The organism is Burkholderia lata (assembly GCF_000012945.1).
Taxonomy (GTDB): Bacteria; Pseudomonadota; Gammaproteobacteria; order Burkholderiales; family Burkholderiaceae; genus Burkholderia; species Burkholderia lata.
Genome location: NC_007510.1, coordinates 532,624 through 554,008 on the forward strand (window position 1 = coordinate 532,624; position 21,385 = coordinate 554,008).

Annotated in this window: 21 protein-coding genes and 1 tRNA gene; 12 read left to right on the forward strand and 10 right to left on the reverse strand. The window is 65.6% G+C overall.

The annotated features are described in order from the left end of the window. Position 1: 1 nt before the first annotated feature. The 6 genes from BCEP18194_RS08340 to lpxC all read left to right on the forward strand — a co-directional run bounded on the left by BCEP18194_RS08340 (position 2) and on the right by lpxC (position 6,136). Complete coding sequence (locus tag BCEP18194_RS08340) at positions 2-943, forward strand: D-alanine--D-alanine ligase (RefSeq protein ID WP_011350841.1); 942 nt, start codon at positions 2-4, stop codon at positions 941-943. A gap of 19 nt (positions 944-962) precedes the next feature. Beyond that, positions 963-1,715 (forward strand): cell division protein FtsQ/DivIB, encoded by a 753-nt coding sequence (locus tag BCEP18194_RS08345; protein ID WP_011350842.1) that lies wholly within the window; start codon positions 963-965, stop codon positions 1,713-1,715. A gap of 26 nt (positions 1,716-1,741) precedes the next feature. Then, positions 1,742-2,974, forward strand: coding sequence for a cell division protein FtsA (gene ftsA, locus BCEP18194_RS08350; RefSeq protein ID WP_006487138.1), 1,233 nt, complete (start codon positions 1,742-1,744; stop codon positions 2,972-2,974). A gap of 112 nt (positions 2,975-3,086) precedes the next feature. Then, positions 3,087-4,283, forward strand: a complete 1,197-nt coding sequence (ftsZ, locus tag BCEP18194_RS08355) for a cell division protein FtsZ (protein ID WP_011350843.1) — start codon at positions 3,087-3,089, stop codon at positions 4,281-4,283. A gap of 188 nt (positions 4,284-4,471) precedes the next feature. Further along, positions 4,472-4,978 carry a peroxiredoxin gene (locus tag BCEP18194_RS08360; RefSeq protein ID WP_011350844.1) on the forward strand — a complete coding sequence of 169 codons (507 nt, stop codon included), beginning with the start codon at positions 4,472-4,474 and terminating at the stop codon, positions 4,976-4,978. Between the two features lie 240 nt (positions 4,979-5,218). Then, complete coding sequence (gene lpxC / locus BCEP18194_RS08370; RefSeq protein ID WP_011350845.1) at positions 5,219-6,136, forward strand: UDP-3-O-acyl-N-acetylglucosamine deacetylase; 918 nt, start codon at positions 5,219-5,221, stop codon at positions 6,134-6,136. Between the two features lie 88 nt (positions 6,137-6,224). Here the strand turns inward: lpxC and BCEP18194_RS08375 are convergent, their stop codons facing one another. Continuing rightward, on the reverse strand, positions 6,225-6,701 hold the full coding sequence (locus BCEP18194_RS08375; protein ID WP_011350846.1) for a DUF721 domain-containing protein: 477 nt from the start codon (positions 6,699-6,701) through the stop codon (positions 6,225-6,227). Positions 6,702-6,957: 256 nt separating this feature from the next. On the opposite strand from BCEP18194_RS08375, the gene secA reads away from it, so the two are divergent. The 4 genes from secA (at position 6,958) to BCEP18194_RS08395 (ending at position 12,471) form a co-directional block, all read left to right on the forward strand. Next, complete coding sequence (gene secA, locus BCEP18194_RS08380; RefSeq protein WP_011350847.1) at positions 6,958-9,756, forward strand: preprotein translocase subunit SecA; 2,799 nt, start codon at positions 6,958-6,960, stop codon at positions 9,754-9,756. Positions 9,757-9,900: 144 nt separating this feature from the next. After that, positions 9,901-11,142: a bifunctional glutamate N-acetyltransferase/amino-acid acetyltransferase ArgJ gene (gene argJ / locus BCEP18194_RS08385; RefSeq protein ID WP_011350848.1), complete on the forward strand. Its 1,242-nt coding sequence runs from the start codon at positions 9,901-9,903 to the stop codon at positions 11,140-11,142. Between the two features lie 19 nt (positions 11,143-11,161). Beyond that, positions 11,162-12,031 (forward strand): ATP-binding protein, encoded by an 870-nt coding sequence (locus BCEP18194_RS08390; protein WP_011350849.1) that lies wholly within the window; start codon positions 11,162-11,164, stop codon positions 12,029-12,031. After that, a complete protein-coding gene (locus BCEP18194_RS08395; RefSeq protein ID WP_011350850.1) occupies positions 12,028-12,471 on the forward strand; it encodes an NUDIX domain-containing protein in 444 nt (147 codons plus the stop codon). The genes BCEP18194_RS08390 and BCEP18194_RS08395 overlap by 4 nt, the downstream gene beginning before the upstream one ends. 60 nt (positions 12,472-12,531) lie before the next feature. Here BCEP18194_RS08395 and BCEP18194_RS39350 read toward each other — a convergent pair whose 3' ends face one another. From BCEP18194_RS39350 to BCEP18194_RS08435, 9 genes are all read right to left on the reverse strand, one after another. After that, positions 12,532-12,732, reverse strand: coding sequence for a DNA gyrase inhibitor YacG (locus BCEP18194_RS39350; RefSeq protein WP_011350851.1), 201 nt, complete (start codon positions 12,730-12,732; stop codon positions 12,532-12,534). A gap of 25 nt (positions 12,733-12,757) precedes the next feature. Next, on the reverse strand, positions 12,758-13,513 hold the full coding sequence (gene zapD, locus BCEP18194_RS08400; protein ID WP_011350852.1) for a cell division protein ZapD: 756 nt from the start codon (positions 13,511-13,513) through the stop codon (positions 12,758-12,760). A 109-nt stretch (positions 13,514-13,622) separates the two neighbouring features. Beyond that, on the reverse strand, positions 13,623-14,231 hold the full coding sequence (gene coaE / locus BCEP18194_RS08405; RefSeq protein WP_011350853.1) for a dephospho-CoA kinase: 609 nt from the start codon (positions 14,229-14,231) through the stop codon (positions 13,623-13,625). A gap of 1 nt (position 14,232) precedes the next feature. Further along, a complete protein-coding gene (locus tag BCEP18194_RS08410; protein WP_011350854.1) occupies positions 14,233-15,144 on the reverse strand; it encodes a prepilin peptidase in 912 nt (303 codons plus the stop codon). Positions 15,145-15,189: 45 nt separating this feature from the next. Beyond that, positions 15,190-16,401: a type II secretion system F family protein gene (locus tag BCEP18194_RS08415; RefSeq protein WP_011350855.1), complete on the reverse strand. Its 1,212-nt coding sequence runs from the start codon at positions 16,399-16,401 to the stop codon at positions 15,190-15,192. Continuing rightward, positions 16,398-17,675 (reverse strand): GspE/PulE family protein, encoded by a 1,278-nt coding sequence (locus BCEP18194_RS08420; protein WP_011350856.1) that lies wholly within the window; start codon positions 17,673-17,675, stop codon positions 16,398-16,400. Before BCEP18194_RS08420 ends, BCEP18194_RS08415 begins: the two co-directional genes overlap by 4 nt. A gap of 83 nt (positions 17,676-17,758) precedes the next feature. After that, positions 17,759-19,051, reverse strand: a complete 1,293-nt coding sequence (locus BCEP18194_RS08425; RefSeq protein WP_011350857.1) for an HlyC/CorC family transporter — start codon at positions 19,049-19,051, stop codon at positions 17,759-17,761. A gap of 141 nt (positions 19,052-19,192) precedes the next feature. After that, a tRNA-Pro gene (locus BCEP18194_RS08430) sits at positions 19,193-19,269 on the reverse strand. 177 nt (positions 19,270-19,446) lie between these two features. Further along, the gene (locus BCEP18194_RS08435; RefSeq protein WP_011350858.1) at positions 19,447-20,442 is read right to left on the reverse strand and encodes a polyprenyl synthetase family protein; all 996 of its coding nucleotides are present in this window, start codon (positions 20,440-20,442) and stop codon (positions 19,447-19,449) included. A 218-nt stretch (positions 20,443-20,660) separates the two neighbouring features. Between BCEP18194_RS08435 and rplU the strand changes: the two genes are divergently transcribed. Further along, positions 20,661-20,972 carry a 50S ribosomal protein L21 gene (rplU, locus tag BCEP18194_RS08440; protein WP_006025184.1) on the forward strand — a complete coding sequence of 104 codons (312 nt, stop codon included), beginning with the start codon at positions 20,661-20,663 and terminating at the stop codon, positions 20,970-20,972. Positions 20,973-20,996: 24 nt separating this feature from the next. Next, entirely contained in the window at positions 20,997-21,260 is a 264-nt protein-coding gene (gene rpmA / locus BCEP18194_RS08445; RefSeq protein WP_006476999.1) for a 50S ribosomal protein L27, read from the forward strand. Positions 21,261-21,385: the final 125 nt, after the last annotated feature.

Consider the following 21,385-nt stretch of genomic DNA (forward strand, 5'->3'; position numbering starts at 1 on the left):
CATGAGCGGGATTGATCCGAAACGTTTCGGCAAGGTGGCGGTGTTGTTCGGCGGCGAGTCCTCGGAGCGCGAGGTGTCGCTCACGTCGGGCAAGCTCGTGCTGCAGGGCCTGCGCGACGCGGGCATCGACGCGCACCCGTTCGACCCGGCCGAGCGCCCGCTGGCGGCGCTGAAGGACGAAGGGTTCGTGCGCGCGTTCAACGCACTGCACGGCGGCTACGGCGAGAACGGCCAGATCCAGGGCGCGCTCGATTTCTACGGGATTCGCTACACGGGCAGCGGCGTGCTCGGGTCGGCGCTCGGCCTCGACAAGTTCCGCACGAAGCTCGTGTGGCAGCAGACGGGCGTGCCGACGCCGCCGTTCGAGACGGTGCTGCGCGGCGACGACCTCGCGGCGCGTGCGACGGACATCGTCGCGAAGCTCGGCCTGCCGCTGTTCGTGAAGCCGGCGAGCGAAGGCTCGAGCGTGGCGGTGCTGAAGGTGAAGACGGCCGACGCGCTGCCCGCTGCACTCGCGGAAGCCGCGACGCATGACCCGATCGTGATCGTCGAGAAGAGCATCGAAGGCGGCGGCGAATACACCGCGTGCATCGCCGGCGATCTCGACCTGCCGGTGATCAAGATCGTGCCGGCCGGCGAGTTCTACGACTATCACGCGAAGTACATCGCCGACGACACGCAATACCTGATTCCGTGCGGGCTGCCCGCCGACAAGGAAGCGGAGCTCAAGCGCGTCGCGCGCCGGGCGTTCGACGTGCTCGGCTGCACCGACTGGGGCCGCGCGGACTTCATGCTCGACGCCGACGGCAACGCGTACTTCCTGGAAGTGAACACCGCACCGGGCATGACCGACCACTCGCTGCCGCCGAAGGCCGCGCGCGCGGTCGGCATCAGCTATTCGGAGCTGGTCGTGAAGGTGCTGTCGCTCACGCTCAACGACTGACGCAGGAACGGAACGACGTATGTGGAACAACGTTCGCCAACTCAACCTTGCCGCCAGCGCGCTGTACGCGCTGTTGCTGCTCGTGTTGGCGGCGGCCGGTTGCTACTGGCTGATCCAGCGCCCGACGTTCGCGCTGCGGGAAATCCGGATCGACGGCGACACCGAGCACATCAATTCGCCGACGGTGCGCGCGGGCGTGGTCGGCCGGCTGAAGGGCAATTTCTTCACGGTCGATCTCGATGCAGCGCGCGCCGCGTTCGAGCAGATGCCCTGGGTGCGCCATGCGAGCGTGCGCCGGGTGTGGCCGAATGCGCTGGCTGTCACGCTCGAGGAGTACAAACCGCTCGGGACCTGGGGCAGCGACCAGCTCGTGAGTGTCGACGGCGAGCTGTTCACCGCGAACCAGGGCGAGCTGGAGCAGGAGCTGCCGGCGTTCGACGGCCCGGAGGGCAGTGCGAAGGAAGTCGTCACGCGGTATCGCGACTTCGGGAAATGGTTTGCGCCGCTGAAGGCGGCGCCGGAAGAAGTGACGCTGTCGGCGCGGTACGCGTGGACGGTGAAGCTGTCGAACGGCATGCAGGTCGAGCTGGGCAAGGAACGCAACAGCGAGTCGCTGCATGACCGGAGCCAGCGCCTGGTCGCCGCATGGCCGGCTGTCACGGAGCGCTGGGGCAACGACATCGAGTACGCGGACCTGCGCTATCCGAACGGATTCGCGATTCGCGCGGCAGGCATGCGGTTCCTGACCGATACCGACAAGCGCAAGAAGTAACGAGAGATCACACGCAAGAGCACTTTATGAGCAAAGACTACAAGGATCTGCTGGTTTCCCTCGACATCGGCACGTCGAAGGTGGTGGCCATCGTCGCCGAGCTGAAGGGCGAAGGCCACTACGAGGTGATCGGTCTCGGCCAGAGCGAGTCGAAGGGTCTGAAGAAAGGTGTGGTGGTCAACATCGAGGCCACCGTGCAGTCGATCCAGCGCGCGCTCGAGGAAGCCGAGCTGATGGCCGACTGCAAGATCACCAACGTGTTCACGGGGATCGCCGGCAGCCACATCCGCAGCTTCAACTCGAGCGGGATGGTCGCGATCAAGGACAAGGAAGTCACGCAGACCGACGTCGCGCGCGTGATCGAGACCGCGAAGGCGATCAACATCCCGACCGATCAGCAGGTGCTGCACATCCTCACGCAGGAATTCATCATCGACGGCCAGGAAGACGTGCGCGAGCCGATCGGCATGAGCGGCATCCGGCTGGAAGTGAAGGTGCACATCGTGACGGGCGCGGTGAGTGCCGCGCAGAACATCGTCAAGTGCGTGCGCCGCTGCGGGCTCGAAGTGAACGACCTGATCCTGCAGCCGCTCGCGTCGTCGCTGGCCGTGCTGACGGAAGACGAGAAGGATCTCGGCGTGGTGCTGGTCGACATCGGCGGCGGCACGACGGACATCGCGATCTTCGCCGAAGGCGCGATCCGCCACACCGCGGTGATTCCGATCGCCGGCGACCAGATCACGAGCGACATCGCGATGGCGCTGCGCACGCCGACGCCGGATGCGGAAGACATCAAGGTCGGCTACGGGATCGCGAAGCAGGCGCTCGCCGATCCGGACGAAATGGTGGAAGTGCCGGGCCTCGGCGAACGCGGTCCGCGCACGCTGTCGCGCCAGGCGCTCGCAGCCGTGATCGAGCCGCGCGTCGAGGAACTGTTCTCGCTCGTGCAGCAGGTCGTGCGCGAATCGGGTTACGAAGAACTGCTGAGCTCCGGCGTGGTCATTACCGGCGGGGCGTCGATGATGCCCGGCATGGTCGAGCTCGGCGAAGACATTTTCCTGAAACCGGTGCGCATCGGCGCGCCGGAGTATGCAGGCGGCCTTTCCGACGTCGTGCGCAATCCGCGCTATTCGACGGCGATGGGGCTGCTCGTCGAAGGCAGTGCTCAGCGCATGCGCGGCCGCAAGGTCGCCGTGCAGTCCGGCAACGCGGGGCAGGTGTTCTCGCGGATGAAGGAATGGTTCCTGAGCAACTTCTGACGAACCGAATCGAAATTCGCGCTGGTGCCGGCGGCTGGCGCGCGACAGGGGGTTGCCCGATCTCCTGCCGAATAACGGCCGAGTAGCAGTAATTCTCTTGACGGAGGCAACAATGGAATTCGAAATGCTGGAAACCGAAACCAACGGCACCATCATCAAGGTGGTCGGCGTTGGCGGCGCTGGCGGCAATGCCGTCCAGCACATGATCAACCGCGGCGTGCAGGGCGTCGACTTCATCGTGATGAACACGGATGCGCAGGCGCTGTCGCGTTCGCGCGCATCGTCGGTGATCCAGCTCGGCAACACGGGTCTGGGCGCCGGCGCGAAGCCGGAAATGGGCCGTGCGGCAGCGGAAGAAGCGCGTGAGCGCATCGCCGACGCACTGCGCGGCGCGCACATGGTGTTCATCACGGCCGGCATGGGCGGTGGCACGGGCACGGGCGCGGCACCGGTAGTCGCGCAGATCGCGAAGGAGATGGGCATCCTGACGGTGGGTGTCGTCAGCAAGCCGTTCGAGTTCGAAGGCGGCAAGCGCATGCGCGTCGCTGAAGCCGGTTCGCAGCAACTGGAGGATCACGTCGACTCGCTGATCGTCGTTCTGAACGACAAGCTGTTCGACGTGATGGGCGACGACGCCGAGATGGACAAGTGCTTCCAGTGCGCGGACGACGTGTTGAACAACGCGGTCGCAGGCATCGCTGAAATCATCAATGTCGATGGCCTCGTGAACGTCGACTTCGAAGACGTGAAGACGGTGATGGGCGAGCAGGGCAAGGCGATGATGGGCACGGCGACGGTTGCCGGCGTCGATCGCGCACGCCTCGCGGCAGAACAGGCCGTGGCGAGCCCGCTGCTCGAAGGCGTCGATCTGTCGGGCGCGCGCGGCGTGCTGGTCAACATCACGTCGAGCCGTTCGCTGCGCCTGTCGGAAACGCGCGAAGTGATGAACACGATCAAGAGCTACGCGGCAGAAGATGCAACGGTGATCTTCGGTGCGGTGTACGACGACGCGATGGGCGATGCACTGCGCGTGACGGTCGTGGCGACGGGTCTGGGCCGTGCGGCGAAGAAGCAGCAATCGGCACCGATGACGCTGCTACGCACGGGTACGGACAACCAGCCGGTCAGCGCGGTTTCGCACGGCTACGCACCGACGCATCACGTCAGCACGGCCGACTACGGCGCGCTCGATACGCCGGCGGTGTGGCGCAATTCGCGCGAGACCGCGGCATCGCACGTGCAGGCGCTGCAGGAGAAGGGTGTCGACACGTACGACATCCCGGCTTTCCTGCGCAAGCAGGCTGACTGACGCAAACACAGGCGAAGCCGCGGCGAATCTGCCGCGGTATCGCCGGCGTGACGGATGCTACGGACCACGACAGGCCGCGTCGGCTGCGACGCCGGGCCGGGAAACGTGCCCTCTCCGCTCAAGCGGGGCGGAATGGACCGTGCTGTCCGCGACACGCTGAAAAACCGTATCGCTATGAGGGACCAGCCATGATTCAAGTGGGCGACGCGCTGCCCGACGCGCAATTGTTCGAGTACATCGACGACGCGCGCGAAGGGTGCACGCTGGGGCCGAACGCCTACAGCGTGCGCGACCAGGTTGCGGGAAAGCGGGTGGTGATCTTCGGATTGCCGGGCGCTTTCACGCCGACCTGCTCGGCGCAGCATGTGCCGGGCTACGTCGAACACGCCGAGCAATTGCGCGCGGCGGGTATCGACGAGATCTGGTGCGTGTCCGTCAACGACGCATTCGTGATGGGCGCATGGGGACGTGATCTGCACACCGCGGGCAAGGTGCGCATGATGGCGGACGGCAGCGCGGCTTTCACTCATGCGCTGGGGCTGACGCAGGATTTGTCCGCGCGTGGCATGGGAATTCGTTCCCTGCGCTACGCGATGGTGATTGACGGCGGTGTGGTCAAGACGCTGGCCGTCGAGGCGCCGGGCAAATTCGAAGTGAGCGATGCGGCGAGTGTTCTCGCGACGTTGACGTCCTGATCGTGCGGTGCGCCGTTGCCTTCCGGCAACGCTGCTCACCGGCCTCAGGGCAGTTGTAACACGGGCTGATGACCGGAAACGCCTCCGTTCCGGGCATCGGCCCGTCCCGTATCGGCGCGGGTAAACAGTCGAAACAGATTGATACGCAGTTTCAAACGACGCTGAATAGGGAATTACGCTATAATCTCCCCTATCGAATATAACTCCTGATTGATATCTTCAATCACGACGAAGAACATCATGCTGAAGCAGCGCACCATCAAGTCCATCGTGAAGACCGTGGGTATCGGTGTCCACTCGGGCCGCAAGATCGAGCTGACGCTCCGTCCTGCTGCGCCGGGCACGGGCATCGTCTTCTCGCGCGTCGACCTTCCCACGCCCGTCGACATTCCCGCCGCGGCGACGTCGATCGGCGATACGCGGCTCGCGTCGGTGCTGCAGAAGGATGGCGTGCGCGTGTCGACCGTCGAGCACCTGATGTCGGCGTGTGCCGGCCTCGGCATCGACAACCTCTATGTCGACGTGACGGCCGAGGAAATCCCGATCATGGACGGCAGCGCAGCGACCTTCGTGTTCCTGATCCAGTCTGCCGGGATCGAGGAGCAGAACGCGCCGAAGCGCTTCGTCAAGGTGAAGAAGACGGTCGAAATCCGCGATGGTGACAAGTTCGCGCGTCTCGATCCGTACTTCGGTTTCAAGCTGAAATTCTCGATCGACTTCCGTCATCCGGCCGTCGACAAGACCGGTCAGGAACTCGAGGTCGATTTCGCGAATACGTCGTACGTGCGCGAGATCGCGCGTGCACGCACGTTCGGCTTCGCACACGAGGCCGAGATGCTGCGCGAGATGGGTCTCGCCCGTGGCGGCAGCATGGAAAACGCAATCGTGCTCGACGAGTACCGCATCCTGAACAACGACGGGCTGCGCTATGACGACGAGTTCGTAAAGCACAAGATGCTCGACGCGATCGGCGACCTGTACGTGATCGGCCATCCGCTGCTGGCGTCGTACACGGCGTACAAGTCGGGCCACGGGCTGAACAACGCGCTGCTGCGCGAACTGCTCGCGAACGAAGATGCGTACGAGATCGTCACGTTCGACGATCCGCAAGCCGCCCCGAAGGGCTTCGCGTTCGACATGCAGACGGCCTTCGCCTGACCGGCGTTCCGCGCAAGCAATAAAAAAAGCAGCCTTCGGGCTGCTTTTTTTATTGGCCGGGCGCTGGCGCTGCCGACGGCGCGCACCGTCAGCGCGGCTTCGCGCCATGCCGGGCCGCCATCCGCGCGAGCGCGTCCTGCAGCGGCGACGGTTCGAGATGGTCGGCCAGGTCGCGCAACGCGGCTGCGCCGACCGACGTCATGCGCGCCTGTTTCACGTGCGGAGGCTCCGGCGCATCCTTCGGGCGCACGCGCACGCGCAGCGTCGAGACCGGCCAGCCGCGCTTCTGCAGATCGCCGAGCAACCGTGGTTCGACCTGTCGCAGCCGAGCGGCCAATGCGTTGTGCGCGGCAAAGAGGGTCAGGGTGCCGTCTTTCACGAAGCCGGGCTCGACGTGGTTCGCCAGGTAGTCGGGCAGGAGTGCGGCAAGATCGCGCTGCAGCGACGCGATTTGCTCGACGCCGGCGCGCAGCGCCGCAAACGCGTCGGTGCGGCTGAGCACTTCGGACACGGGTTGCGGGCGATACGGGGCGAGCGGGCCGAAACGCTTGGAAAATCGGTTCATCGAGACATTCTTCGGGCGCGCACGCGCGCAGACATTGACGCCGATTGTACCCGCGCGGGCCCGTGCACGGGCGGCTTTCGCCCCGTTGGCCCGGCCGTCGGCGCGTAGTGCCAGTCCGCCCGAGACACGGGCGCATGCTTCCCCGCGTGCTAAAATTCCTCGTTTGAGTCCACTAATTCGCTAAGCCGCCGAGGCTCGGGCGTCGGGGCGCGCAACACGCGCCGGGCGCCGGTGCTGCGACGCAGGATCCGATCCGATGACAACCGGTTTTCTCCAGAAAATTTTTGGCAGCCGCAACCAGCGGCTCGTCAAGCAATACCAAAAGACCGTCACGACGATCAATGCGCTCGAAACGCAGATCGAGAAGCTGACGGACGACCAGTTGCGCGGCAAGACGGACGAATTCCGCCAGCGGGTCGCGGCCGGCGAGTCGCTCGACAAGCTGCTGCCCGAGGCTTTCGCGGTGTGTCGCGAGGCCAGCCGTCGCGTGCTGAAGATGCGGCACTTCGACGTGCAGATGATCGGCGGCATGGTGCTCCACTACGGCAAGATCGCGGAAATGCGCACCGGCGAGGGCAAGACGCTCGTCGCGACGCTGCCCGTGTACCTGAACGCGCTGGCAGGCCGCGGCGTGCACGTGGTGACCGTCAACGATTACCTCGCGCAGCGCGACGCCGAATGGATGGCGCGCCTCTACAACTTCCTCGGTCTGTCGGTCGGCATCAACCTGTCCGGCATGGAGCACGACCAGAAGCAGCAGGCCTACGCGGCGGACATCACGTACGGCACGAACAACGAATTCGGCTTCGACTACCTGCGCGACAACATGGTCTACGAGACCGACGCGCGCGTGCAGCGGGCACTGAACTTCGCGGTCGTCGACGAAGTGGACTCGATCCTGATCGACGAGGCACGCACGCCGCTGATCATTTCGGGCCAGGCCGAGGATCACACCGAGCTGTACGTGCGGATGAACGCACTGCCGCCGCTGCTCGAGCGCCAGATCGGTGAAGAGAAGGCCGACGGCACGGGCGTCGAGAAGCCGGGCGACTACACGCTCGACGAGAAGGCACGCCAGGTGTTCCTGACGGAATCGGGCCACGAAAAGGCCGAGCGCCTGCTCGCTGAATGGGGCCTGATCGGCGAGGGCGAGAGCCTGTACGCGCCGCAGAACATCACGCTGATGCACCACGTGTACGCGGCACTGCGCGCACACACGCTGTTCCACAAGGATCAGCACTACGTCGTGCAGAACGGCGAAGTGGTCATCGTCGACGAATTCACGGGCCGCCTGATGGCCGGCCGCCGCTGGTCCGACGGCCTGCACCAGGCGGTCGAGGCGAAGGAGCACGTGAAGATCCAGAGCGAGAACCAGACGCTCGCGTCGATCACGTTCCAGAACTACTTCCGGATGTACGCGAAGCTGGCCGGCATGACCGGTACCGCCGACACCGAAGCGTACGAATTCAACGAGATCTACGGCCTCGAGACGGTCGTGATCCCGACCAACCGTCCGCCGAAGCGGATCGACAAGCAGGACCAGATCTACAAGACGGCCAAGGAGCGCTATGACGCGGTGATCCGCGACATTCGCGACTGCTACGAGCGTGGCCAGCCGGTGCTGGTCGGCACGACGTCGATCGAGAACTCCGAGCTGCTGTCGCACCTGCTGAAGCAGGCCGGGTTGCCGCATGAGGTGCTGAACGCGAAGCAGCACGAGCGCGAAGCCGCGATCGTCGCGGAAGCCGGCCGTCCGAAGCGCGTCACGATCGCAACCAACATGGCCGGTCGCGGTACCGACATCGTGCTCGGTGGCAATGCCGAGAAGCAGGCCGCGTTCATCGAAGCCGACGAAGCAATTCCCGCCGACGAAAAGGCGCGCCGCATCCAGCAACTGCACGACGAGTGGGAAACGCTGCACGAGCAGGTGAAGGCCGCGGGCGGCCTGCACATCATCGGTACCGAGCGCCATGAATCGCGCCGGATCGACAACCAGCTGCGCGGCCGTGCGGGCCGCCAGGGCGATCCGGGCTCGTCGCGCTTCTACCTGTCGCTCGACGATCCGCTTCTGCGTATCTTCGCGGGCGACCGCGTGCGTTCGATCATGGACCGCCTGAAGATGCCGGAAGGCGAGGCGATCGAGGCCGGCATCGTCACGCGCTCGATCGAATCCGCGCAGCGCAAGGTCGAAGCGCGCAACTTCGACATCCGCAAGCAGCTGCTCGAATACGACGACGTGTCGAACGACCAGCGCAAGGTGATCTACCAGCAGCGTAACGAGCTGCTCGAAGCGCACGACATCACCGAGACGATCACCGCGATGCGTCATGGCGTCGTGACCGAAGTCGTCCGCCAGTTCGTGCCGGAAGGCAGCATCGAAGAGCAGTGGGACGTGCCCGAGCTCGAGGAAGCGCTGCGCAACGACTGGCAGCTCGACCTCGCGATCCAGGAAATGGTGAACGAGTCGTCGTCGATCACGGCCGAGGAGATCCTCGACGCGGTGATGACGGCCGCCGACGAGCAGTACGAGGCGAAGGTCGCGATGGTCGGCCGCGAATCGTTCAGCGCGTTCGAGCGCTCGGTAATGCTGCAGACGGTCGACCGCCTGTGGCGCGAGCACCTCGCGGCGCTCGACCACCTGCGCCAGGGCATCCACCTGCGCGGCTATGCGCAGAAGAATCCGAAGCAGGAATACAAGCGCGAAGCGTTCGAGCTGTTCGCCGCGATGCTCGAGGCGATCAAGCAGGAAGTCACGCGCGTCGTGATGAACGTGCAGATCCAGTCGCCGGAACAGCTCGAGCAAGCCGCCGAGCAGATCGAGGAGCGTGGCGGTCATCTCGAGAACGTCGAGTACCAGCACGCCGATTACGCGGAAGCCGGTGCGCCGGTGGCGAACGTCGCGGTTGCCGCGGCGGCCACCGCGACGGCCGACATGGTCGGCAGCGCGATGACGCACAGCGGCCCCGGCGGCGAAATGCCGAAGGTCGGTCGCAACGACCCGTGCCCGTGCGGCAGCGGCAAGAAGTACAAGCAGTGTCACGGGAAGCTGTCATGATCGACGGCGGCGCGCGTCACGCGTGCCGCTTCGTTTGCAGCTTCGAGTGAGTAATGTGAGTTGCGGCGGCCCGCGCGTGCGGCCGCCGGTTCTTCCAATCGATGCCGGCGCATGCCGGCATTTTCCATCCGGCAGGTGTGCCCCATGGCTGTCAATTTTCCGTCGATCGATCCCGCCCAACTGCATCCCGTCGCCGGCGTCACGCTCGGCTGGGCGGAAGCGAACATCCGCAAGCCGAATCGCAAGGACGTGCTGGTCATCTCCGTCGACGAAAGCGCGACGGTCGCGGGCGTATTCACCGAAAACCGTTTCTGCGCAGCGCCGGTCATCGTCTGCCGCGAGCACCTGGCGAAGGTACGCGCAGGCGGCGCGGGCATTCGCGCGCTCGTCGTGAATACGGGCAATGCGAACGCGGGCACCGGCGAGCCGGGCCTCGTGAACGCACGCGAAACCTGCGCGGAACTCGCTCGCCTCGCGGGCATCGAGCCGGCGCAGGTGCTGCCGTTCTCGACCGGCGTGATCCTCGAGCCGCTGCCGATCGATCGCCTGAAGGCCGGGCTGCCGGCTGCGCTCGCGAACCGCAAGGCCGCGAACTGGTTTGATGCCGCGCAGGCGATCATGACGACGGACACGCTGCCGAAGGCCACGTCGCGCCAGGTGACGATCGACGGCCACACGGTCACGCTGACGGGCATCAGCAAGGGCGCGGGCATGATCAAGCCGAACATGGCGACGATGCTCGGCTTCCTCGCATTCGACGCGAACGTCGCACAGCCGGTGCTCGACACGCTCGTGAAGGAAGTGGCCGACCGCTCGTTCAACTGCATCACGATCGACGGCGATACGTCGACGAACGACTCGTTCATCCTGATCGCGTCGGGCAAGAGCACGCTGCCGGCGATCACGTCGACCGATTCGCCGGCCTATGCGGCGCTGCGCGATGCGGTGACGGAAGTCGCGCAGGTGCTGTCGCAACTGATCGTGCGCGATGGCGAAGGCGCGACGAAATTCATGACGGTGCAGGTCGAAGGCGGCAAGAGTGTCGCGGAATGCCGCCAGATCGCTTACGCGATCGGCCATTCGCCGCTCGTGAAGACGGCCTTCTACGCATCCGACCCCAACCTCGGCCGGATTCTCGCGGCGATCGGCTATGCGGGCGTCGCGGATCTCGACGTCGACAAGATCGACCTCTATCTCGACGACGTGCTCGTCGCGAAGGCGGGCGGCCGCAACCCGGCCTACCAGGAAGAGGACGGCCAGCGCGTGATGAAGCAAAGCGAAATCACGATCCGCGTGCAGCTCGGCCGCGGCGACGCGCAGGCGACCATCTGGACGTGCGACCTGTCGCACGACTACGTGAGCATCAACGCGGATTACCGCTCCTGATCGGGAGTGCCCGGACGACATGGACAAGCTTGAACAGTTTCTGACGCGCGCCGAAGCACTGCTCGGCCGTCTCGAGGGGATGCTGCCGCCCGCGCCGGCATCGGTCGACTGGAATGCCGCCCACGCGTTCCGCTGGCGCAAGCGCCAGGGGCGCGGCTATCTGCAGCCGGTGCCGGCCGTTTCGTCGATCACGCTCGACGATCTGCACAACATCGATCGCCAGAAAGGGCTGATCGAACAGAACACGCGGCAGTTCGTGCAGCAGAAGCCGGCCAACAACGTGCTGCTGACCGGCGCGCGCGGTACCGGCAAGTCGTCGCTGATCAAGGCGTGCCTGAACGCGTATGCGCAGGACGGCCTGCGCCTGATCGAAGTCGACAAGGACGACCTGCATGATCTCGGCGACATCGTCGACCTGATCTCTCAGCGTCCCGAGCGCTTCATCGTGTTCTGCGACGACCTGTCGTTCGAGGAGGGCGAGTCGGGCTACAAGGCGCTGAAGGTTGCGCTCGACGGCTCGATCGCCGCGCAATCGGACAACGTGCTGATCTATGCGACGTCGAACCGCCGCCATCTGCTGCCCGAGTACATGAGCGACAACGAGACGTACAAGCATCTCCCGGATGGCGAGATTCACCCCGGCGAAGTCGTCGAGGAAAAGATCTCGCTGTCGGAGCGCTTCGGTCTCTGGGTCAGCTTCTATCCGTTCAAGCAGGACGACTACCTCGACATCGTCGGGCACTGGCTGCGTCATTTCGGCTGTCCGGATGCGGAGATCGAATCCGCACGCGGCGACGCGCTTGTATGGGCGCTCGAGCGCGGCTCGCGGTCGGGGCGCGTCGCGTGGCAGTTTGCGCGTGACTGGTCGGGCCGCAAGGAGCAGGCATGAGCGCGGATCTCGCACAAGGCGCGGTGCGCGCACCCGATGGCCGCAAGGTGACGGAAGTCGCGGTCGGCGTGATGGTGCAGCCGGACGGTAGCTACCTGCTCGCGCAGCGGCTGCAAGGCAAGCCGTATGAAGGCTACTGGGAATTTCCGGGCGGCAAGCTGGAGGCCGGCGAAAGCGTCGAGGACGCGCTTGCGCGCGAACTGCACGAGGAGCTCGGTATCGAAGTCACGGCCAGCCATCGCTGGCACACGCTCGAGCACGATTATCCGCATGCGTACGTGCGGCTGTACTTCTGCAAGGTGACGGGCTGGACGGGCGAGCCGCACAGCAAGGAAGGGCAGGCGTTCGTGTGGCAACAACTGCCGGTTGCGGTCGCGCCGCTGCTGCCGGCCGCGCTGCCGGTGCTCGAACTGCTCGAGAAGGAAGCCGCGTCGGACTGACGTCAAGATGGCCCACCGGAAAGGCGGGCCATATCACCAGCGGGCGGCGCCGCGCGCCGCTCAGCTGTCTCGACGGCCTTCCGTGCCGTCTTCTTCCGACGAGGGGCCCTCGTCGGAGGATCCACCGATCCGGTACTTTTCCGCGGCCCATGCGCCGAGGTCGAGCTGCTTGCAGCGGGCCGAGCAGAACGGGCGGAACTGATTTTCGGGTGTCCAGCGCACTGCGGCGCCGCACGACGGGCATTTCACAACGGTAGTCATACGAAAGCGATCAGGCCTGCGGCCGTTACAGATTGCACAGTGTCAGATGGAACGGCACGTCGATGTCCACCGCGCGCGGCCGCACATCGCCGTCCTGCACGGTGAACCGTACCCACAACATGTATTTGTTCGCGCTCGCTTCGGGAATGACGCGCAGCTCCGGCGGTACGCGCACCTGCATCAATTGGTACGTGCGGCCGGACAGCATCTGCTGGTAGCTGCCCTGCATCGCCATGACCTTCGACGCCTGACCCGACTCGCGCGCGAGGCGTAGCACGATCGTCACGGCGTCGCGCAGCGGCAGCATCGGCAGGATCCACTTCGCGATGTCCTGGCGCCGCTGCTCGGCGGGCCACTGCTGCCATGCGTAGTACGACGGCAGGTCGAACTTGCACGTGCCGCCGGGGATCACCGCACGGCTGCGGATGCTGGCGAGCCACTCGTTGTCGACGAGGTGCTGCCCGGTCTTGCCCTGCATCTGCGCGAGATTCGCGAGCGTCTGCTCGATTTCGCCGAGCACGGCTTCGAGCGCGTTCTGCTCGATGCCCGGATTGCCGCGAAAGGGGGCGAGCGTCTGGCGTTGACGTTCGAGCTCCTTCATCAGATCCGATTTCAGGTCCGCGCGGCCCGTTACCTCGGCGATTTCGAACAGCGTCGTCAGCGCGACGTGGTGTTCACGCGGGTCCTCCTGAGCCAAAAAGAACGCGAAGCGCTCGAAGAGATCTTCGAGGCGCAACAGCGTGCGAATTCGCTCGTTGAACGGATACTCGTAAAGAATCAAGCGCGCTCGCCTCTTGGGTAGGGATTGAAACAATGCAGGACATTCTAATGCTCACTCTCTACCCTAGCAACGCGCCAATTTCGTACACCATCACGATTGGGCGCGAGGTTCAGCGCGCGGCGGCCGCAAACCCGAGATAGCGTTGGTGCAATGCATCGACTTGCGCGGCGAGCGCGTCGGGTGTCGTCGCGTCGTTGACGATCACGTCGTCGGCCGCCGCGAGACGGGCTTCGCGCGTTGCCTGTTTCGCGATGATCGCTTCGACCTGCTCGCGCGTGAAGCCGTTGCGCCGCATCACGCGTGCAATCTGCGTTTCGACCGGGCAATCGACGACGAGCACGCGATCGCTGCGCGCCTTCCAGTTGCCTGACTCGACGAGCAGCGGCACGACGAACATCACGTACGGGCCCGGCGCTTCGCGCGCTTCGCGATCGGTCTCCGCGCGGATCAGCGGGTGCGTGATCGCTTCGAGGCGGCGGAGCGCGGCGTCGTCGCTGAAGATCAGTGTGCGCATCTTCGCACGATCGAGCGAGCCGTCGGCGGCAACGAAGCCGCGACCGAATGCCTGTTCGATCGCGGGCATCGCGAGGCCGCCCGGTGCGGTAATGCGATGGGCGATCAGATCGGTATCGACCAGCGACGCGCCGCGGGCGCCGAACAGGTCGGCGACGGTCGTCTTGCCGCTGCCGATGCCGCCGGTGAGTCCGATTGCGAACATGTCAGCCTCCGAGCGCCGAATAGAAAGGGGTGCCGAAAAACAGCGTCGCGACGCCGCCTGCCGCGAGGAACGGGCCGAACGGAATCGGCTCCTCGAAGCGCATGCGGCCGCGCCAGGTCGCAATGAGCCCGACGATCGCACCCGTCACCGCGGCGAACAGCACCACTTGCGGCAATGCGGCCCAGCCCATCCATGCGCCGAGCGCGGCGAGCAGCTTCAGGTCGCCGAAACCAATGCCCTCGATGCCGCGCAGCCATTTGAACAGCCAGTAGATCGACCACAGGAACAGGTAGCCGGCCATGGCCCCGATCACGGCCGAGCGCAGCGATGTGAACGTGCCACCGAGGTTCAACACGAGCCCGGCCCAGAGGAGCGGCAGCGTCATCGAGTCGGGCAGGTAGCCGGTCCGGATATCGATCGCGCTCATCGCGAGTAGCGCGGCGCACAGCGCGAACGCGGCAAGCGCGGCGACGGTCGGGCCAAATGCCGCGAGCGAGCCGGCGGCGAGCAGCGCGCACGCGAGTTCGACGAGCGGATAGCGGATGCCGATCGCGTGGCCGCAGCGCCGGCAGCGCCCGCGCAGCATCAGGTAGCTGACGAGCGGGATGTTTTCCCATGCGCGCAGCACGTGGCCGCAATGCGGGCAGGCGCTGCGCGGGCGCCACAGATCGTAGCGCGGCGGGTAGCCGTCGTCGGGCGGGGCGCTCGCGTTGCCGGTCGCTTCGTCGATCTCGGCCTGCCACGCGCGCTGCATCATCACGGGCAGCCGGTGCACGACCACATTCAGGAAGCTGCCGATGCAAAGGCCGATGACGACCGCGAACGCATACTGCAGCGCGGGCGGCAGCATCGCCAGCGCGAGCAGCGTGCTCTCGGGCGAATCGGGAACGGCGGACAGGGGCGCTGGCGTCATGAGGCTCAAGGTTCGGACTAAAAGGCGACAGAATCGGTTGCGATGCTACACCACGTTGCCGAGCTGAAGGATGGGCAGGTACATCGCGATCACGAGGCCGCCGACGAGTGCACCCAGTACGATCACGATCAGCGGTTCGCCGAGCGCGGCGAGTGCGTCGAGACGCGCGTCGAGCTGGCGTTCGCACAACGCGGCGATGTCGGCGAGCATCATGTCGAGCGCCCCCGTCTCCTCGGCGACGGCGATCGGCTGCACGACGTCGTCCGGAAAGCAACCGGCCGACTGCATTGCATCAGCGAGACGCGCGCCGCGCAGCACGCGGGCTGCGATGTGCGCGGTGGCATGCTCGAACACAGGATGGCCGGCGGTGCGCTCGAGCGTGGCAAAGGCGTCGGCGAGCGGCACGCCGGCGCCGAGCAGCGTCGCAAGCGAGCGGCACCAGCGTGCGGCTGCGTACCGGCTGAGCGCACCACCCGCGAGCGGCGCGTGCAGCAGGTGCCGCGCGACAGCTTGGCGCAGCGGCGCCGACCGCCGCAGCGCGTGATGTGCAGCCAGCCCGGCTGCTGCCATACCGGCAGCGAGCACACCGCCCCACGCCGACAGCGCGGAGGACAGCGCGAGCAGCGCGCGAGTCGGCGCCGGCAGTGCGGCGCCAAAACCGTCGAAGATCTGGCGGAACGTCGGCACGACCCACACCATCAACGCCGCCGAGATCGCGAGCCCGAACAGGATGACGGCCGCAGGATAGGCGAGCGCGGCGCGCAGCTTGCGCCACTGCGCGTCGGTGCGCTCGCGGTGTTCCGCAAGCCGTGTCAGCACGATGCCAAGCGAGCCGGACGCTTCGCCGACCTCGATCAGCTGGCGATACAGCGTGCCGAACTGGGATGGATAGCGTGCGAGTGCCTCGGCGAAGCGCCGGCCGCCGACGATTTCGCGCGCGAGACCGGCGGCGATGCGCGGCAGGCCGTCGTGCGGCCGCGTACGCGCGAGCATCTCGAGCGACGGCGCGAGCGGCAATCCGGCCTGCAGCAGGCTCGCGAGCTGGCGCGTGAAGCGCGTGACGTCCCGCGCGCTGGCCGTTGGCGCCCGGGCCGGCCCGCGGACGTCGAGCGACAGCACGGCGATGCCGTCGCGTGCGAGCGCGGCACGTGCGCTCGCGGCGTCGAATGCGATGACGTTCCCTCGGCGCGACGTGCCGTCGCGACGGCGGCCGCGCCACGCGAAGCGGGTTTCGCGCGGCGGCGTGCGCATGCTCATGTGGCAGGTGTCGCGGCGAGGGCTTCCGCGATGCTGGTCGTGCCGTCGTGAACGCGCGCGAGCGCCGCGTCGCGCAGACTGCGCACGCCTTCGGCCGCCACGCATTGCGCGAGTTCGCCGACACTCGCCCGTGCGACGATGCGTTCTGCCAGCCCGGGCGATACCGGCATGGTCTGATGCAGGCCGACACGGCCGCGATAGCCGATGCCGTGGCAGGCCGGACAGCCTCGCGCGACGAACGGCCGCCATCCGGCTGCGAGGGCGGCCGGGTCGCAGCCGGTTTCGCGCAGGACAGGCACCGGTGCGTCCGAGTGTATGCGGCAGGCGGTGCACAGCCGCCGGACGAGGCGTTGCGCGGTGACGAGGTGCAGTGCGGCCGCGAGGTTGTACGGTGCGACGCCGATGTCGAGCAGCCGCGCGACGGCGGCCGGCGCGTCGTTCGTGTGCAGCGTCGACAGCACGAGATGGCCGGTCTGCGCTGCCTTGATCGCGACGTCGGCTGTCTCCGCATCGCGAATCTCGCCGACCATGATGATGTCCGGATCCTGCCGCAGTAGCGCGCGCAGTGCCGTCGCGAACGTGAGCCCCGCTTTTTCGGCGACACCGACCTGGCTGATGCCGTCGAGCTGAATCTCGGCGGGATCCTCGACCGTGCAGACGTTGTGCGCGTCGCGATCGAGCATCTGCAGCGCGCAGTAGAGCGACAGCGTCTTGCCGCTGCCGGTGGGGCCCGTGACGAGCACGAGGCCATGCGGTGCGCGTATCGCGGCCTCCATCGCGGCTGCCTGCTGCGCGTCGAAGCCGAGGCGTGCGAGTGTGAGGTCGGGTGGCATGGTTTCGAGCCGTCGCAGCACCAGCTTTTCACCGAACAACGTGGGCAGCGAGCTGACCCGGTAGTCGCCGCGCGTACCGCCGTCGATCGCGATGCGCAGCCTGCCGTCCTGCGGGAGCCGCCGCTCGGCGATGTCCATGCGCGCGAGCACCTTGATTCGTGTGACGAGCGCGTCGCGCAGATGCAGGGGCGGCCGCGCATGTTCATGCAGCACGCCGTCGATGCGCAGGCGGATGCGCCAGCCGGCTTCGAATGGTTCGACGTGGATGTCGGATGCGTCGCGCACGCGTGCCGCGTGAAGCGTGTCCGTCAGCAGCCGCACGGCTGGCGCATCGTCGAGCTGGGCCGCGTCGAGCGCGCGCGATGCGGTGGCGGGCGACACATCGGAGTGAGCGGGCGGCTGCTGCGTGCGCAGCGGCGCCCCGGGAGGAGGGAAATGCATGTGAGCCGGCACGCTGGCCGCCTGTTGACCGTGACCAGCAGATGGTCGCGCGTCGCGGGCGGCGCTGGCAGTCAGCCGTTCGGCTAGCGGGAGGTGACGCGTGCGGTGCGCGAGCCGCGCGGCTTGAAGAGCTTGACGGTGCGCACGGCCTGATCGTCGCTGCGCATCACTTCAAGCATCACGTCACCGATTTTCAGGCACACGTCGTCTTCCGGAATTTCCTCGAGGATTTCGAGCACCAGGCCGTTCAGCGTCTTCGGCCCGTCGGTCGGCAGCTTCAGGTGCAGCCAGCGATTCAGTTCGCGCAGCGGCATGCTTGCCGAGACGATGCATTCGCCGTTGTCGTCCCAGCCGCCCTTGCGTTCGCTGCGCGGCATCGACGTGGTGAATTCGCCGATCAGCTCCTCGATGATGTCTTCGGGCGTGACGAGCCCTTCGAGCTCGCCGTACTCGTTGACGACGAGCGCGGTCCGCTGCCGCGTTTCCTGGAAAAACTGGAGCTGCTGCACCACCGGCGTGCCGGACGGCACGTAGTACGGTTCGGCGAGCAGCGTGCGCAGCGTCTCGCGGTCGAACTCCTGGTTGTGCAGCGCGGTCAGCGTCTTGCGGACGTGCAGCACGCCGAGCACCTTGTCGATGTCGCCTTCGTAGACGACGAGTCGGTTGTGATAGCAGGTTTCGAGCTGGTGCAGGACGTCGTCGAGCGGTGCGTAGAAGTTGAGCGACTCGATCTGGCGGCGCGGCACCATCACGTCGTCGACCGTGATGTTCTCGAGGTCGAACAGGTTGAGCAGGATGCTGCGGTGTTTGGTCGGCATGAAGCTGCTCGATTCGAGCACGATCGCGCGCAGCTCGTCGGCCGACATCCGCTGGTCGCGACCCTTCGCCGTATTGATGCGCAGCACGCGCAGCACGCCGTGCGCGAGTGCGTTGACGAACCAGACGACCGGCTTGAACACGCGCATCAGCGGCGCGATCACGAGGCTCGCAGGCAGCGCGATGCGTTCAGGGAACGTCGCGCCGACGATCTTCGGCGCGATTTCGGCGAACACGATGATCAGGAACGCGACGATACCGGTCGCGATCGACAGCGCGACGTTGTTGCGGCCGAACGTATGCAGCGCGAGCGATGTCGTCAGGACCGGGATGATCGTGTTGAACAGGTTGTTGCCGATCAGGATCACGCTGAGCAGCAGGTCAGTGCGCGTGAGCAGGCCTTGCGTGGTTTTCGCGCCGAGTGCGCCCTGGCTGGCGAGATGCTTCAGCCGATGGCGGTTGAGCGCCATCATCGCGGTCTCGGAAATCGAAAAGAAGCTGGAACAGAGGAGAAGCAGGAAGACGGCGCCGATTTGCGCCCATAAGGGAATTTGGTCCACGCGTCGGAAGGGCAGTGAGGGACAGGGATGGAAGGAATATAGCAGAGGCCGGCGACCGCGATGTGTCGTGCGCGACACGAGGGGCCTGCGGCGACCGGGCAAAAAAAAACCGTGCACGGAGTGCACGGTTTTTTACAAATCTGGTCGGGGTGAGAGGATTCGAACCTCCGGCCTCTACGTCCCGAACGTAGCGCTCTACCAGGCTAAGCTACACCCCGATTTGGACTCTTCCGATTTCGCCGTCTTCTTCAAGACCGCTGCGTCGTCAAGCAAGAATGTAACTATAACGACGTTTCTTTAAAAAGGGAAGACCTTGGAGAGAAAATTTTTCGAGACAGGTGATTTTCCCGTGTCGAACGTACGTCGCAGCCGTGGCCGCGACGCACGACATCTACTTACGACTGCCGCGACGTCGAGTACGAGCACAACGCGAGCAGGCTTTCCTTGTATACCGAATCGGGGAACGCAGCGATCGCAGCCGCCGCCGCCTGCGCTTCCTGGCGTGCGCATTCGAGCGTGTGATCCAGTGCGCCCGAGCGCGTGATCGCTTCAAAGATCGTGTCGAAGCGATCGGTACCACCCTGTTCGATCGCCTCGCGTGCCAGCGCCGACTGTTCGGGCGTGCCGCGTTCGATCAGATAGATGAGCGGCAGCGTCGGCTTGCCTTCGCGAAGGTCGTCGCCGGCATTCTTGCCCATCGCCTCGACGGTGCCCGCGTAGTCGAGCCAGTCGTCCATGATCTGGAATGCCGTGCCGATCCGGCGGCCGTATTCGGCGGCGGCAGCCTCGGTCGGCGCATCGGCGCCTGCGAGCACCGCGCCCAGGCGGGCCGACGCCTCGAACAGCTTGGCCGTCTTGTAGCGGATCACCTGCATGTAGCGCGTTTCGTCGACGTCTGCGTCGTGCATGTTGAGGAGCTGCAGCACCTCGCCTTCGGAAATGATCGTCGTCGCTTCGGACAGGATCTCCATCACGCGCATCTTGCCGACGCCGACCATCATCTCGAACGAGCGCGAATAGAGGTAGTCGCCTACCAGCACGCTCGCCGCGTTGCCGAACAGCGCATTGGCGGTCTGGCGGCCGCGGCGCAGCTCGGATTCGTCGACGACGTCGTCATGCAGCAGCGTAGCCGTGTGGATGAACTCGACGACGGCGGCCAGCACGTGCCGCTGGTGCGACGTCTCGCCGAGTGCGCCGGCGACGAGCAGCAGCAATGCCGGACGCAGCCGCTTGCCGCCCGCGCCGATGATGTACTCGGCGATCTGGTTGATCAGCAGCACATCGGACGCGAGGCTTTGCCGGATAACGCGATTCACCTGCTCCATGTCACTGGTGATCGGAGCGAGCAGATGGGCGGCGCTGAGGGTGGGGGAGGCGGTGGACGACGACATGATGATGGAATTGGGTGATGCGGCGGATTATAAGTCGAATCCGAGATATCCCGGTCTGTGACACGTGCCGCAGCCTCGAATTTGGCCGTTTGGCCGTTTGGCCGAGGCCCGCTCGCGGCAATCGTCAATGGGTTTTGACTTCGGTGCTAACCCCATGTATAATCACGTGTTTTCCGCGCGTGGTGTGCGGAAAATTTGGATCCAGAGTGAGGTTCTCAATGTACGCGGTCATAAAAACCGGCGGCAAGCAGTACAAAGTTGCCGTTGGCGAAAAACTCAAAGTAGAACAGATACCGGCTGACATTGACGCTGAAATCACGCTCGACCAGGTTCTCGCAGTGGGCGAAGGCGAATCGATTAAGTTCGGTACGCCGCTGGTCAGTGGGGCTTCCGTCAAGGCCACCGTTGTGTCGCACGGTCGTCATGCCAAGGTCACCATCTTCAAGATGCGTCGCCGGAAGCACTACCAAAAGCACGGCGGCCACCGCCAGAACTACACTGAGCTGCGCATCGACGCGATCAACGCGTAAGCGCCTCGGTAAAGGAGCAATCAGATGGCACACAAAAAGGCAGGCGGCTCTTCCCGGAACGGCCGCGACTCCGAGTCGAAACGTCTCGGCGTGAAAGTGTACGGCGGCCAGGCAATCAATGCCGGCGGCATCATCGTGCGTCAGCGCGGTACGCGTATGCACGCAGGCGAGAACGTCGGCATGGGCAAGGATCACACCCTGTTCGCGCTGGTCGACGGTCACGTCAAGTTCGCGACGAAGGGCGCGGACAAGAAGCATCTGGTCATCGTTGTCCCGGCGGCTGCCTAAGTTCAGGCACCCACGGGCTTCGTAGCCGAAAGGCCCCGCAGTCTTCGCGGGGCCTTTTTTTATTTGGTCGCCGGTCGCGTGTGCGTTCGGCGACCATCGCGCAACCGGCGTACGATCGGCCGAAT